Origin of the sequence: Leptospira sp. B5-022, from assembly GCF_000347035.1 — a bacterium.
Lineage (GTDB): Bacteria > Spirochaetota > Leptospiria > Leptospirales > Leptospiraceae > Leptospira_B > Leptospira_B cinconiae.
In genome coordinates, this window is sequence record NZ_ANIJ01000018.1 from 60,074 (window position 1) to 73,380 (window position 13,307).

Below are 13,307 nucleotides of genomic sequence, written 5' to 3' on the forward strand. Positions count from 1 at the left end.
TAGAAGTTTAATATTTTCCGTTCTCAAAATCCTTATAAAGCATAGAGGTTTGGATCCCTTTATTGCCTTGGTATTTGCCTGATTTGTATTCAGTGATCTCTCCTTCGACAGTATGGTAGAAGATCTGGCAAATTTCCACATTCGGATAGATGATTAAAGGTTGGATGACGGAAATTTCGAGGGTCCAGAATCCTTTGAATCCAACATCCCCGAAACCCGCAGTCACATGGACATACATTCCTAATCTACCGATAGAAGAACGTCCTTCTAACATTGGGACCAGATTATGTGTTTCAGTGTATTCTAAAGTTCTGCCCAGATAGAGAACTCCGGGTTGCAAAAGTAGTCCGGTCTCCGGGATGATCAGGTTTTCGGAAGGATTGGACTTTTTCATATCCAGTGGACTTTCCGTATAACGAACCAACTCATTATGAAGCCGTAGATTATAAGAGTTTGGATTTAAGTTATTGTCGGAGTAAGGATCTATGATGATATCCTTCTCTAATCTTTTTTTAATTTCCTTACCCGTTAGGATCATTTCGTATTCCAGCTTCCTTGTTTTGCCTATTTTCGGGTCGGCCTTGTGTCTCGCCTCCCTTTTTCGGAGTTCTATCTTCCTTTAAATTCCGGTTTTCTTTTTTCTCGGAAAGCCTTTAAGGCTTCCAGTCTATCTTCCGTTTTTAGGGTTTTATTATAATGTTTTCTCTCTATCTTTAGAGCAGCTTGGATATCTTTTCCTTCTCCTTCTCTGATCGCTTCTTTTGCAAGTCTTAAAGAGATGGGTGCCTTTTCGGAAAGTAGAGAGGCTAATTTTTTTCCGGCTATAAATGCCGAGTCATGCCAGACTGAATTCACAAGTTGAATATCCAACGCGGTTTGAGCATCTATTACGGATGCCGTTAAAATAAGTTCTAACGCTTTTGTTTTTCCAACTCTTCTTGGAAGTCTTTGGGTTCCGCCGGCACCGGGAATAATACCAAGCCCTGTTTCCGTAAGACCTAGTTTTGCTTCGGCGCTCATCAGAATAAAATCACAGCAGAGAGCCATTTCCAATCCGCCACCATATGCATCTCCGTCCAAAGCAGCTATGGTTGGGAATGGAAGATTTTCCAAGGCAAGGAAACATTTTCCGACTTGGTCTAAAAATTTATGTACTTCTTTCTCCGACATATCTGCTCTTTCTTTTAGATCGGCCCCCGCGCAAAATACGGAACCTTCTCCCTTGAGTACCAAAGCTCGGATTTTAGGGTCCTTGCTCGCTCTTTCTACATGGGACATAAGCTGATAGAGTAATTCTCTAGAGATCGCATTCCTTTTTTCGGGTCGATTTAAACTAATTATGCACGTATAATCTTCGATGGAATAAAGAACAGTCTCGCTCATATTTGCCTTCTAAAAAATCTTTCCCGGATAGGCCGGATCTTTCCGATAATTGGGTAGATTCTGCGGTTTTTTAAAAACGGCAAGCAAAAGCGCTGTATACGAACGGTTCTAGGTTAAAGAAAAAATGCGATTTCAGACTCAGATCTTAGCTTTTATGTTATCTCTATCCATTTTCGGACTCGGTTGTTCTACGGGTAAAGACTCGGACCTTGCTTCTCAATTAGGATTGGGAAATCCTGTGATAACCGAGATTGATCCTCCCAGCGGATCTCCTCCTATCGGGTCAAATCCAGGCACAACTGTTACGATTAAGGGCCGTTTATTTTCCGCGGATACGAATCTAACAACGGTTAAATTTAACGGTGTATCTGCAAGCGTCCTAAGTGCGACAAGCACAGAGATCATTACGGTGGTTCCGGCAGGAGCTTCCACCGGTACGTTATTTGTGACTAAAGACGGTCCTGTCTATTGTGATGAGAATAACGGAAGCGCGGCGACGAACTGTTACGGTACTAGGTTCTATATTGATTGTTATAAATCTTTCGACAATTTGTATGGGGATGAGGTCGGGGTGTCTTATCCGGACTCCAAAACTTTCGAAATTACTGGTCAGACCGGGACAAAGGCACTGCGGATCGATCTGAATCCGGAAGGTCCTACCAACGTTAAGATTGCCTGTGATACATATCTGATCTATTCCAAGTTTTCCAAAACCTGTGGTCGGACGGACGTTGGGACTTTTTCGGATACGAATACTTGGGTTTATGAACCTACTTTGACATTCTCCAGTTATTATACCGTGCAGATGTTCGTTACCGCTGGAAAGGGTAACTGCACCGTATCTTTTCCCTAATTTTCAGGGCAAAAAATACTTGGTTTATTATCCGATTTGGATTAGGATCTGAAGGGAGGGAATACTGAATGGCAACAATAACCTCTATCTATCTCGGACTGGCTGAAAAAGCTTCCTCCGATCCGCGCAAAATGCCTAAGGTGGAAGGAATTCCAAATAAACCTTACGAAAACAAGCAGGCGGAAATTTTTGATCAGAAGGCAATGAATCCTAGTTATGCGGGCGATATTTATAAAACTAAGGGAGCATTTGTAGACAAGATCTCCTAACTTTTTTTGGTCCGATTGTCTAAACACAATAAAAAAGCCCTCAAATTGAGGGCTTTTCTTTATTAAGGCCGAAAGTTTTAAGTCTTAATCTTCTTTGTAATTGATCTCTAATATATTACCGGACGGATCCAAGAAATGGAGAAACTCTCCTCCGTCTCTGGCTTCCGGACCTCTTACGATCTGAACTGATTTAGATTCGAGTTCTACGATCGCTTCGGTAAAATCATCCACATCCAATACGAAACTGAGGACAGGAGATTTAACTTCGGTTAAAGAACTTTTAACTCCGTTGGTATTGAGGAGTTTAATGTTCACAGAATCCAAGCCGATGATTGCGAATTCGTTTCCTTTTTCCTCGATCGTCTCGAAATCAAATAGTTCGGAATAGAATTTTACAGAGGCTTCTATATCCCCGGTAGGTATTACAATATAATCGATTCCTTCTACGATGATCATTGAGGTAGATCCTGTTTTCCTTTTTCGTCATTATGAGAAGAAAACCGGGCTTGTCTATCGGAAAACCGTAAGATACTCGTTTTTCAAGTCGAATTGGCTTTATGAGCCCAAATTCCGAATGCCCAGAAAGCCTTCCAGTTCCGAGTTGTTCTTTCCTCCCTTCCATAGGAACCCATCCAAGATATAATGAGTGAACTGGGGAAGAAAGAAGAGAGGCACTAGGATTCCCTCAAGGCCCTGTCCTAATTCCGCTTTTATTACGGAAGAGTTTCCGAATAAATACGGATGCTCCCTCCATACAAAACTATCCCAAAGCCATTCTTCCGAAAAGGCAAGGGCCAATAATACTAACGAAAAGCTAAGGATTGCCAAGGCTCCATTACGAAAACTATTATAAAATACGGAGGGAAGCTCTTTCTTTCTGAAATTGGAATATGCGAATACCAGGGCCATATAAGGAACCCCGTGGTTGATCACATTCGTAAGAGTAAACGCAAAATCGTCGTTTAGTAATACGATACCGACATACCAAACGGAGGCAGTATTTAATAGGAGTAAAAGTTTTCCCGAACTTATTCTTTTTCCTTTAATAGAAAGGTAGACTTGGATCGAAGAGTATCCTATCACCCAAACCCAAAATAGTATGTGAATGAAGTCTGAAAGTGAACGATTCGGATATTGATAAAAGTCGCCTTCCATAAACCATTCGAAATGCCTCCCTCCCGGAATTAGATGCCAGTACAAAACAGGTAAACCGGTCACTATATACAAAGTCATCTTATCTAAGAGAAACGGAATTTTGCTTTCGACTTTAAGTTCCCTTCTCGCATACAGACTCAAAAAACCGTATTGTTGTCTGATAAAATGAAACACCGCTAGATAAGCCATCGCTCCCCAGAAGAATAATTTTCCGAAAGAGTAAAGTACGAGCGCCGATATAAAACATAAAAATGGAACCAAGCTTAGAAGGACTTTTTTCCGATTCCAAACTTCTCTATCCCAATATGCTCTGAACAAAGTGGAATATACATGAGACACATCCACACCTGGGATAAGAAGTAGCCAAAGCCAAGGAGGCAAAGCATTTCCGCTTGTTCTAGAGGAACCAAAGGAAGAATTTTCCGGGAATCCGAAGTAGTGCGCGAGGAGCACAACCATTACGGAAATCAATCCGGGCGTGATAAACCAAGTAAGATCGAATCTTTTGGAGATGATCCAAGGACTAGGAGTTATTTTCTCTTCCATCAACTTCTCTTGGCAACGGTTTGGACTTTTTTAGAAGCTTCGAATCCTCTATACAATGCTTCTTCAAATATGGAAATCCCACTTAGGTCGCAATGAGCGAAATGAATTCCTGATTCGGATTTTGCCAATTTTTCTCTTTCTCCTCCCCAAAGAAAACCGGGAACAGGACGCACCATTGCATGTGCATGGGTCATGATATCGATTCGAGAAACTAAACTTTCAATATTGGGATGAGGCCTTTTTAGATCGGAAAGTATCTCTTCCTTCCAGGTATCCCAGGTTTTAGGAAGAATGGATCTTCTTGAAGCAAGAGTATCTTTTTCTCCAAAGGCAAGATAATAAGTAAGAACTGATTGGGGTCGAAGCGCTCTTAGATCTTGGTGAGTAGATACCACGTAACCGAGAGATTTACTCTTATAAATTACGTTTTCCCAAGCGGGGGGATGTCCTTTTCCTTGGGGTAGTTCGTCTACAAATAGGTTCGCAACCAGCCAAGGAGAATATTCCAATCTTTGTAGAATTGAATCCTTCTCTCCTAAAATATATTTTCGAGTGAAAGAAGGTAGAGCATAGATCACTTGCTCCGCCTTGATGAGCAGATCTTTTTTTGTTTTTATATCGTAAGCATTGATCTCCCAGGTTGCCGAATTCTTACGAATTCTTTCTACAAGACTGGAAGTTCTGATCTTATCCTTAGAAGGCTTTTGTAGGAGCTCTAATAGGAATCCGTTTCCTTCCGGCCAGGTCAGGACCGGAGGAGAATCTTCCTCTTCTCTTAATCTAGAACAGAAATAATGAAGTCCTGCCCAGGCAGAGATATTGTCGGAATTCCCACCGTAATCGTCTCGCGTGCAATAATCGGCATACCAAAGGATCTCGGGCGATTGGATACCTGATGTTTTTAGATAATCTGAAAAACTGATCCGATCTAATTTTAAAATTTCAGGGTCTCTGGAAGAACGATCTATCGGAATGCAGAACGCCTTTTGTCCGTCTCTTCCTTTCTTGTTTTGCCACGAGTTTATAATTTTACGAAATAATAATTCTTGCTCATCAGGTTCTCCTGTTCTTCTCGGAACTAAACCTGCTTGCCATCTTCCTTGGTAAAAGAGTCTTTCTTCCGGATCGAAACATAGATACTTTTCCGGATAGATTGGATTTCCATCGGAGTCTTTACCTTGGACCAGTCCGTTCTCTTCTAAAAATTTCCGGACTAATACCGACTCTGGTCCCGGTTGGGGAAGATAATGTGCACCCCAAGGATATTTTAAGGAATCGGTTTCCGAATATCTGGAGTTGCCTCCCACTTGATTCTCCAGGTCCAAGATCAAATAATCCGAGATCCCGAATTGGGATAGATAATATCCGGAAGAAAGTCCCGAGATACCTCCTCCGGCGATCAGAACCTTTGTTTGGATCGTACTAACGGGAGAAAAATCCGTTCTGACTTGTCTGATCCGATGCCCTGTTTCTCTGTCCGGTCCTAGGATATTTCCTTGGATATTTTTTTTTCTGAATCTAAAATAAGAACCAATCCCCAAAAGGGCTGCGCAGAATGCCAAAGCGGATAGGAATACTTTTCTGGAAAAACGATCTTCGGACATAAACAAACGGATTGCAGATTAGTTTTTAGGTAAGAAGAAGCAAGGAAAAAGAAATTTCCTATACATTTTCCAAAACTCTCCTTGGCTTTCCGATCGGTCCGAGGATTTTAGAGTTATGGCTGTTCTTTTGGATTTGGATAATACGGTTTTCGATTCCGTAGGGATCTATGAGTTTACGATCCGAGAAATGGAAAAAAAGGCAAAGACCCTGGGCTTCTCCTCTTCTAAAGAATTCAAAAAGACTTACGATACTGTCCGAGCAGAAGTTAAAAAAGAACTTCCGAACAATCCGGTCAATCGACTACGCATTCTTTATTTTAAGAAGATGTCGGAACTTCTATTCGGGAGATTGGATCCTTCTTTTGTCCTAAAACTGGACTCCGTTTATTTTGGATTTTTTCTGCAAGGGATCAAAGATTGGAAAAAGAAAAACTTTAAAGAGTTTAAAAGGATTTTGTCTCTGCTCAGAGCTTTACAAGAAGTCCAGGATATAGTCATAATCACGAACGAGTCTCTCAGGACCCAATTGCTGAAATTATCAGTCCTGTTTCCAAAAGACTTTAAATACAAATTAGTCACTTCAGAAGAAAGCGGAGCGGAAAAACCTTCTGCCTTGATCTTTAATAAGGCGTTATTGACTGCCGACCCTAAAAAGTCGTATATCATTGGAGACTCATTACAAGACGATATTGGTGGAGGACTTGCTTTCGGGTTAGAAGCTTTTTATCTGAAAAGTCCCATCTCTTCTTCCAAAACCAAATCAGTTCTGGAAAAGAAATCGTTAGAAGGAAAAGAATATTGGGAATCTCCCGATCTATCCTCCGCTTTAAATTATATCTTAAGTTTGGAAAAAGGGATCGTACTTTGATTACTTCTTTTTCAGCAGAGCAAATAAGGTCAGATTTAGGTTCACTTGCTTGAATGTCAGATACCAAAGCATTAAGGTTCCGTAATAGAAGGCTTTCTTTAAGAAGATCCCTAATTTCGCTTTCGGGCCGGAAACTCCGGACACGGAAGCGATCGGTTTTAGGATCGAAAACTCGACGGAAGAAAATCCGCATTGTTTCGCCAGAAGTCCTAAAGTTTTTTCCGTATAATCGTTAATATGATCTTTTGCTTCTAGGTAATGTCCGCCTTCTTGCATACCTTTTAAAGCAACTTTCAGTTTTGCTTTGAATAGCTGAACAGGGAAATTCGGAGTTTGAACGAACAAAAATCCGCCGGGTTTCAAAAGTCCGAATAAATATTGGATGAGACTATGCGGTTTAGGGATATGTTCGATTACGTCCCAAAGAGTGATGATATCAAAACTTTCTTTCGGAAGGCCACTGTCCTGAACGATACCTGGGAATACTTGTTTGAGACCGTTTTTTTCTCTCGCGAATTTGACCGCTTTTTCGGAGATCTCGTAACCCACAGCTTCCCAACCCGGTCTTGTAGTTCCGATCGTTTTTACGAAGAAACCGAGTCCACAACCAACATCCAAAATTTTCCCTTTAGGAGCCGAAAGAAATTTTCCTATGAAGTCTTTGTAGATCTCTCTATGAGCCACATCCCACCAGTCTAAATCATAACCGGTTTCGTCGTCCCAGTATCCTTCGTAATGTTCGTCTTGCTCATAAGTGGAGAATGCGTGGCTGCAATTCAAACAACGCACGATTGGGATTCCGTTTTCGACGAATAAGGTTTTGTTTTTCTGACTTCCGCAAAGATAACAGGTCTGGTTCAAAAGGGAGTGTCCGTTGGATTGATAGTTTATAGTCCGTCCCAAAACTTAGGTTTTCGATAAGTGTTTGATCACGGGCTTAAAGAGCCAGGACCATAGGGACTGGATCTTATCCTTCGGTTTCAGCCTCTAAATTCCAGTAAAAAACGAAGTCGGTCCAGGCCTTTTTGGATTTTCCAAGGAAGGTCCCATTGGAAGCATGGAAACAACCTCTCAGGTTTAATTAGGAGATTCGTTTGGCTAAAGTACATTTTACCAAGATGGAAGGGATCGGAAACGATTACGTTTACGTGGATGCAACTAAAGACGATTTACGTCTGAGCCCCGAACAGATCCAAAAACTTTCCGACCGTAATTTCGGGATCGGAGGTGACGGTGTGATCTTTATCCGTGCATCCGATAAAGGCGATTTCCAAATGGATATGTACAATGCGGACGGTTCTTCTTCCGAGATGTGCGGGAACGGAATTCGTTGCGTTGGAAAATACGTGTACGATCACGGTCTTACGAACAAAAAACAACCTAAGATAGAAACGGGCGCCGGAATTTTAGAACTCGACCTGAAAGTAAACGGAAGCGGTAAAGTGGAACAAGTTTCCGTGGACATGGGAAAACCGATCTTGGTTCCTTCTTTAATCCCTGTTAAATGGGAAAATGAAAATCCGATCTTAGAACAACCGCTTTCTTTCTTGAGCGGATTGCCGGGTTATTCTTCTTACAATTTGAAATTCAGCGCCGTAAGTATGGGAAATCCACATTGTATTATTTATGTAGAAGATCCGGATCAATTTCCGGTCCGAGAGATCGGTCCATTGATCGAAAATCATACGGAACTATTTCCTCGTAGGGTAAATGTCGAATTCGTATCCTTAAGAGGAAAAGACCATCTTTACCAAAGAACTTGGGAAAGAGGTGCCGGAGAAACATTGGCTTGCGGAACGGGTGCTTGTGCAGTGATGACAGCCTCTCATCTAAACGGTAAGACTGGCAAAGATGTCCGTATCGATCTAAGAGGTGGAACCTTACGAGTGCAATGGTTGGAATCAGGTCATGTGTTAATGACTGGTCCGGCTACGGAAGTATTCAGCGGAGTCGTGGAAGTTTAAGCTTCCGCGTACTGACCTTCTTGTAAGGCGATCATTCTGTTTCTGACCGTATCGGAGAGTTGTTTCATATTCTCCTCTAAGGTGCCTGAAAGAAAATCCCTATGGTCTACTTTTTCTCCGTAGATCACTTTTACCTTTTTATAGATCGCACGCTTTTTGATATCGCAGACTTCTTTTGGCATTCCCATAAAGCTGCGAACGATAGGAGGTATTGGAATATCAGAATAAGATTCCTCTACAGGGATAATGACAGAAGGAAGAATATCCACTTTATTGCGAATGGAAAATGCAGCGAAGCCTGAATGAAAGTCTACCATTCCGGATTTAAAATCGTTTTTGACCATATAGTCATGGCCTTCCGGGAAAATTCCTAAGGTCTCTCCCTTTTTAAAAACCTGTTGGATCATCTTAATGGAACCGATGGAAATATTTCCGTCAATGGACATCGGGATCCCACCCGCGATCTTTGCTAGGTCTCTGAATATAGGAATTCTGAAAGTGTATTCTGCAGCGATCCAGGAAATGAATCTAGGAAAAGTATAAGAAAGAATAAAAGGATCCATATCTGATCTATGATTGCAGGTAAGAATTACTTTACCGTTAGTTACAATATTCTCGGTTCCGTACGCGCTGATATTCACGGCTAGACCAATAAAGGGAGCCACGAAATTTTTGATCCGAAGATATGTTTTTGCTTCTTTCTCCACGGTCAACCTTCCTAAGCGACTATTCTCCTAAGAAAACGCTCCACCATTTTTTATCCTGCCCCGCAGGCTTATTGGAGTTCGGATCTCCATCGGAGGATTTTACCTCTTGTCGGGGTCTTCCGAAATCTTTTTGTTTTCGTTTCGGTTGAACATTCGAGAGATTTTTTTTGATCTCCTCGTATTCCTTCGAAGCGTTGGCATTAGAGCGAATATAATTACGTATATCGTCCCATTGAGGATCGTCTTCATTGCCGTAAGCGGCATAGTTGAACAGATCGATTTGATCGAATTCAGGCATACTTTTCCTTTCCGTTAAGGGGAAGTTCAGAATAGGATCTGATCGGAATCGCCTATAAGCAAAATCCTTTCAAACCATTCGCATGTTTGCCTGGGAAAATACTATGGCAACAGTTTTCGTAAATTTCAAACCGGATTTTCCGATTTCATTTTTAAAAAATCTAGCGAATGTCACTGAATTTAGGACTTCGATTTTCCGAAGGTATAATTTATGGAGAGAGAAAATCTCCCCCCTTTAAACAGACATAATCATAAAGAATCGGAAGAACAAAAAGAAACCGGTACGGCGAAAAATTTAGGCAGGATCATTCCTTTTCCTTCCCCGCCGGGAAGAAATTTGAAAAAGATCCGGGAATTGTACGAGGATATTTTCGATCCGAGATCTTGATCTATATTCGCTGTAGGCTTAGGAGCGACACGGTTAAATTTTTCCGGATTTTAGAAAAGAGATCTGAGAAAATCCAGATATTGAGTTTTTCCATCGCTGTTCTCCGTTGGGGCGAATGCGGCAAACTCTTTGTCAGTGCCGGGATCGTACGGTCCGGATTTCCCTTCGAAACAAATACAGGTTTCCGAAAGGCAGACCAGTGTATGGTACACTCCAGGTAGAATATCTATCCCGTAAATTGGGCCATCCGAACTTAGGATATGTTTCTCCCTGATACTTCCGTCCTCTTCGAATAGAATGAAGCCTAGTTTTCCCTTTAGAACTAGAAAGGTCTCAGGTTTGGGGGGATTTTTGTGACAATGAACTTGGACGTACGTGTCCTTTGTTAGTACGTTCAGAAATCTCTGATACGGTTCTATTAATTCGTGAAAGTTATGGTTCGTTCTTCCCCTAGCGGAAGAGGAAGCAAGTGGAAGGAGTTTATCGAATAACTCCTGATCGATGAGTAATTTATCCGGCCGAGACAAGTTGTAGATGCTGTTCGCAATACGCGATTAAGTAATCTTTGCAGGCTGTGCAAGTATCCGCAGCTCCGCAAGCTTTTACCACTTCGCGATAATCTTGTCCTTGTTGTTTTGCTGTCTCTACGATTTTTTCAAACGTGATTTGAGCACAATGGCACTTTTCCATTCTGGTTCCCGATCTCTTTCTATATAACTATCGTTTTTGAGACTCAGTATTAAAGTCAAGTTTTCTGAGCAAAAATTCAGAATATTTTCAAGATTATATGGGACATAATGTCAGAGTTTATGGGAAAGAGGAAGTTGGTGCGCCCAGAAGGATTCAAACCTCCGACCTTCTGATCCGTAGTCAGACGCTCTATTCAGCTGAGCTATGGGCGCGGGTGATTAAAAGAATTTCTTTTCCAAAAGTTCTAAATGCTCTTGGGGAAGTTTCGGGACCAGTTTTTTTCCCTTGGTGTAATTGTATAGCAGTAAACCGGATAAACCAAGATAGATAATGACTCCTGCTAAGTGTGCAAGATTGGCCAACCAAGGTCCTACAACCGGGATAAAGGAGAAAAGCCAAGACAATACTAAGAATGCGATAAAATACAGAACACCAACAAAGGAAAGTTTTGCATGTCTATAGACTTCCGCTTGGTTGGAGTAGAAAGAAAATCCGATCAACCAGTTGCCGAATAGAGGAAGTGTCACCAAGTAGATGCGAAATCTCTCAGTGTTTATAAAACTCTTGGCTTGGTTCCAATAAGGAGAGAGAAGATCTAGGACTTTAGCCTTGAGTTCTTCTAATTTTGCTGAGTATTTTTCGAACTTCATTTTCTATTTCCGGAAATAATGGTAATACGAACAGTTTGCCTTGATACGCTTGCAAGGCTCCCAAAATTCCATAACCAAATAAAGCCAGCCATGCGACATAGCTTATAAAATCGGTTACAACTGGATTTGCATGTATCCATTTTAAGATGGTGCTTAGGATTGGGAACTCTCTTAAGAACCAAACAACCAAATACAGAAAAACGAATCCTAGGTTCAACTTGATCGCTTGGAGCGCGTGAAACTTGCAGATTTCCTGTTTTCTTCTAAAAAACCAAGGAATGACCCATCCTAAAAAAGGAATATAGGAAATAGCAGCGAATAGATTAGGATATTCTTCCCCTTCTAATAATCGCTTGGTTTCTTCCAGGAATTCCCGGGTGTTGAATCTCTGGTCCGACATCTTCTTATTTCCCGGGGTCAGGTGAGAGTATGGAACTTTCGGAGACGCAGGGATTCGAACCCTGGGTACAGGTTACCCCATACGACAGTTTAGCAAACTGCTCCTTTCGACCGCTCAGGCACATCTCCAGTGTAGTTCCGTCTTCGGAGAAGGTAGGATTCGAACCCACGGTGGGAGTTACCCACGACGGTTTTCAAGACCGCTGCCTTAAACCACTCGGCCACTTCTCCGGTTAAGGATTACTTTACTGACAAGATGGGGGACCCTGTCAAGGTGATTTACCTATGAGTACGGAAAAGAACCATAGAGAAATTTCCGGATTAGTCGTGGAGAAATGGGCGAATCTTGGAACTTGTATTTCTCATGCAGAGAATAAAACCGTATTCGTAAAAGCTGCGGTTCCGGGAGAAACAGTTCGGATCAGAACTGATAAAGAAAATTCTAAACTGATTTGGGGAACTGTAGTATCCACGGAAAATGTTTCTCCGTTTCGGATTGCCTCAGATTGTTCTGCGTTTCCCGAATGTGGAGGTTGTTCTTATCGCCATATTCCGTATGAGGAAGAACTTCGGATCAAAAAAGCGCTTTTGCAGAATTCTTTTTTATATGTTTCCAGGTTGGAGCCTTCCCAAATCCCGGAAATTGAAATTTTAAGCGGACCTTCTAACGGTTATAGGAATACGGCTCAAATCAAAATCGGACTCAAAAAAGGAAAACCGAACGCCGGATTTTATAAAGAGAATTCCAATTCCTTGGTTTTATTTCCCAAAGAAGGTTGTAAACATCTTCCTTCCGAGATGAACGAGTACATCCGAAAGAATTTAGAAAGTAAAAAAACGTTTTCTAAGAAGGGAGATTGGAGACTCCGTTATTCCTTCGGAAAAATTTTGGAATATGATAAACAGGAAGTGAAAATAGGTCCGTATCTCCCCGAAAAATTAGAATGGTCCATCCCGGCAGATGGTTTTACCCAAGTGAATCGTTTTCTTTTGGAAGAATGGATGCTCAAGATCCGGTCTTGGATCCCAAAAGACTGCGGACCTGTATTAGAATTTTATTCAGGAGCAGGACTTATCAGCTTAGCGATCGGTCATTTAGTGACTCGTCTTTCCGGTTACGAGTTGTCCAACTCTTCGGTAAAAGCGGCCGCGAGTAATGCGAAGAATATAGGGTATTCTCACTTAGAGTTCCATACATTGGATCTGAATTCTTCTTTGCCAAAAAAATTAGGTTCTATCGGAGCAAAACTGTGTATTCTAAATCCTCCGAGGGCAGGCGCTTCTTCTTCCTTATTAGATTTTCTGGATGAACATAAACCTTCTCGCGTTATCTATTCCAGCTGTAATCCGGGCACTTTAGCAAGAGATCTTGGGATCTTAAAAAACTCAGGATATAAGCCTAAGGAAATAATTCTTACGGATTTCTTTCCCAGGACTAAACATTTCGAAGTCCTGGTTCTTTTGGATCTCTGATTTTTTACTTTTAGAATTCCGATCCGAAATCGGAAAATGGTCATTGGAGCCTGGACTCCGG

General features: G+C 41.6%; 17 protein-coding genes and 3 tRNA genes. 6 read left to right on the forward strand and 14 right to left on the reverse strand.

Features of this window, described 5'->3' with window-relative positions:
* Positions 1–7: 7 nt before the first annotated feature.
* Positions 8–538, reverse strand: a complete 531-nt coding sequence (dcd, locus tag LEP1GSC192_RS08210) for a dCTP deaminase (RefSeq protein ID WP_020769458.1) — start codon at positions 536–538, stop codon at positions 8–10.
* Between the two features lie 71 nt (positions 539–609).
* Positions 610–1,383 (reverse strand): enoyl-CoA hydratase/isomerase family protein, encoded by a 774-nt coding sequence (locus tag LEP1GSC192_RS08215; protein ID WP_020769651.1) that lies wholly within the window; start codon positions 1,381–1,383, stop codon positions 610–612.
* A 124-nt stretch (positions 1,384–1,507) separates the two neighbouring features.
* Between LEP1GSC192_RS08215 and LEP1GSC192_RS08220 the strand changes: the two genes are divergently transcribed.
* Together LEP1GSC192_RS08220 and LEP1GSC192_RS08225 are read left to right on the forward strand one after the other, a co-directional pair.
* Complete coding sequence (locus LEP1GSC192_RS08220) at positions 1,508–2,236, forward strand: IPT/TIG domain-containing protein (RefSeq protein ID WP_020769874.1); 729 nt, start codon at positions 1,508–1,510, stop codon at positions 2,234–2,236.
* Positions 2,237–2,304: 68 nt separating this feature from the next.
* On the forward strand, positions 2,305–2,505 hold the full coding sequence (locus tag LEP1GSC192_RS08225; protein ID WP_020769524.1) for a hypothetical protein: 201 nt from the start codon (positions 2,305–2,307) through the stop codon (positions 2,503–2,505).
* An 84-nt stretch (positions 2,506–2,589) separates the two neighbouring features.
* On the opposite strand, the gene LEP1GSC192_RS08230 is transcribed toward LEP1GSC192_RS08225, so the two are convergent.
* The 3 genes from LEP1GSC192_RS08230 to LEP1GSC192_RS08240 form a co-directional block, all read right to left on the reverse strand.
* Positions 2,590–2,961 (reverse strand): VOC family protein, encoded by a 372-nt coding sequence (locus tag LEP1GSC192_RS08230; RefSeq protein WP_008589759.1) that lies wholly within the window; start codon positions 2,959–2,961, stop codon positions 2,590–2,592.
* A 99-nt stretch (positions 2,962–3,060) separates the two neighbouring features.
* Complete coding sequence (locus tag LEP1GSC192_RS08235; RefSeq protein ID WP_020769748.1) at positions 3,061–4,206, reverse strand: hypothetical protein; 1,146 nt, start codon at positions 4,204–4,206, stop codon at positions 3,061–3,063.
* On the reverse strand, positions 4,206–5,816 hold the full coding sequence (locus tag LEP1GSC192_RS08240; RefSeq protein WP_369750084.1) for an NAD(P)-binding protein: 1,611 nt from the start codon (positions 5,814–5,816) through the stop codon (positions 4,206–4,208). Before LEP1GSC192_RS08240 ends, LEP1GSC192_RS08235 begins: the two co-directional genes overlap by 1 nt.
* A gap of 109 nt (positions 5,817–5,925) precedes the next feature.
* Here LEP1GSC192_RS08240 and LEP1GSC192_RS08245 point away from each other — a divergent pair, with 109 nt between their 5' ends.
* Positions 5,926–6,678: an HAD family hydrolase gene (locus tag LEP1GSC192_RS08245; RefSeq protein WP_020769534.1), complete on the forward strand. Its 753-nt coding sequence runs from the start codon at positions 5,926–5,928 to the stop codon at positions 6,676–6,678.
* On the opposite strand, the gene LEP1GSC192_RS08250 is transcribed toward LEP1GSC192_RS08245, so the two are convergent.
* The gene (locus tag LEP1GSC192_RS08250; protein WP_020769652.1) at positions 6,679–7,539 is read right to left on the reverse strand and encodes a bifunctional 2-polyprenyl-6-hydroxyphenol methylase/3-demethylubiquinol 3-O-methyltransferase UbiG; all 861 of its coding nucleotides are present in this window, start codon (positions 7,537–7,539) and stop codon (positions 6,679–6,681) included. It abuts the gene before it with no gap.
* A gap of 233 nt (positions 7,540–7,772) precedes the next feature.
* Between LEP1GSC192_RS08250 and dapF the strand changes: the two genes are divergently transcribed.
* Positions 7,773–8,642, forward strand: a complete 870-nt coding sequence (gene dapF / locus LEP1GSC192_RS08255; protein ID WP_020769498.1) for a diaminopimelate epimerase — start codon at positions 7,773–7,775, stop codon at positions 8,640–8,642.
* On the opposite strand, the gene LEP1GSC192_RS08260 is transcribed toward dapF, so the two are convergent.
* Both LEP1GSC192_RS08260 and LEP1GSC192_RS08265 read right to left on the reverse strand, forming a co-directional pair.
* On the reverse strand, positions 8,639–9,349 hold the full coding sequence (locus tag LEP1GSC192_RS08260; protein WP_020769826.1) for a lysophospholipid acyltransferase family protein: 711 nt from the start codon (positions 9,347–9,349) through the stop codon (positions 8,639–8,641). The two genes, dapF and LEP1GSC192_RS08260, sit on opposite strands and share 4 nt — an antisense overlap.
* 19 nt (positions 9,350–9,368) lie before the next feature.
* Positions 9,369–9,647, reverse strand: a complete 279-nt coding sequence (locus LEP1GSC192_RS08265; RefSeq protein WP_020769868.1) for a hypothetical protein — start codon at positions 9,645–9,647, stop codon at positions 9,369–9,371.
* A 210-nt stretch (positions 9,648–9,857) separates the two neighbouring features.
* Between LEP1GSC192_RS08265 and LEP1GSC192_RS19930 the strand changes: the two genes are divergently transcribed.
* Complete coding sequence (locus LEP1GSC192_RS19930; RefSeq protein WP_020769546.1) at positions 9,858–10,034, forward strand: hypothetical protein; 177 nt, start codon at positions 9,858–9,860, stop codon at positions 10,032–10,034.
* Between the two features lie 50 nt (positions 10,035–10,084).
* Here the strand turns inward: LEP1GSC192_RS19930 and LEP1GSC192_RS08270 are convergent, their stop codons facing one another.
* The 6 genes from LEP1GSC192_RS08270 to LEP1GSC192_RS08300 all read right to left on the reverse strand — a co-directional run bounded on the left by LEP1GSC192_RS08270 (position 10,085) and on the right by LEP1GSC192_RS08300 (position 12,004).
* On the reverse strand, positions 10,085–10,561 hold the full coding sequence (locus tag LEP1GSC192_RS08270) for a WbuC family cupin fold metalloprotein (RefSeq protein ID WP_020769433.1): 477 nt from the start codon (positions 10,559–10,561) through the stop codon (positions 10,085–10,087).
* Positions 10,562–10,859: 298 nt separating this feature from the next.
* Positions 10,860–10,936 (reverse strand) — tRNA-Arg (locus LEP1GSC192_RS08280).
* 6 nt (positions 10,937–10,942) lie between these two features.
* Positions 10,943–11,374, reverse strand: a complete 432-nt coding sequence (locus LEP1GSC192_RS08285; protein WP_020769480.1) for a hypothetical protein — start codon at positions 11,372–11,374, stop codon at positions 10,943–10,945.
* Positions 11,328–11,774 (reverse strand): Tic20-like protein, encoded by a 447-nt coding sequence (locus LEP1GSC192_RS08290; protein WP_020769897.1) that lies wholly within the window; start codon positions 11,772–11,774, stop codon positions 11,328–11,330. Before LEP1GSC192_RS08290 ends, LEP1GSC192_RS08285 begins: the two co-directional genes overlap by 47 nt.
* A 39-nt stretch (positions 11,775–11,813) precedes the next feature.
* Positions 11,814–11,902: transfer RNA gene (locus tag LEP1GSC192_RS08295), tRNA-Ser, on the reverse strand.
* Positions 11,903–11,918: 16 nt separating this feature from the next.
* A tRNA-Ser gene (locus LEP1GSC192_RS08300) sits at positions 11,919–12,004 on the reverse strand.
* Between the two features lie 54 nt (positions 12,005–12,058).
* Between LEP1GSC192_RS08300 and LEP1GSC192_RS08305 the strand changes: the two genes are divergently transcribed.
* A complete protein-coding gene (locus LEP1GSC192_RS08305; RefSeq protein WP_020769719.1) occupies positions 12,059–13,246 on the forward strand; it encodes a class I SAM-dependent RNA methyltransferase in 1,188 nt (395 codons plus the stop codon).
* Positions 13,247–13,307: the final 61 nt, after the last annotated feature.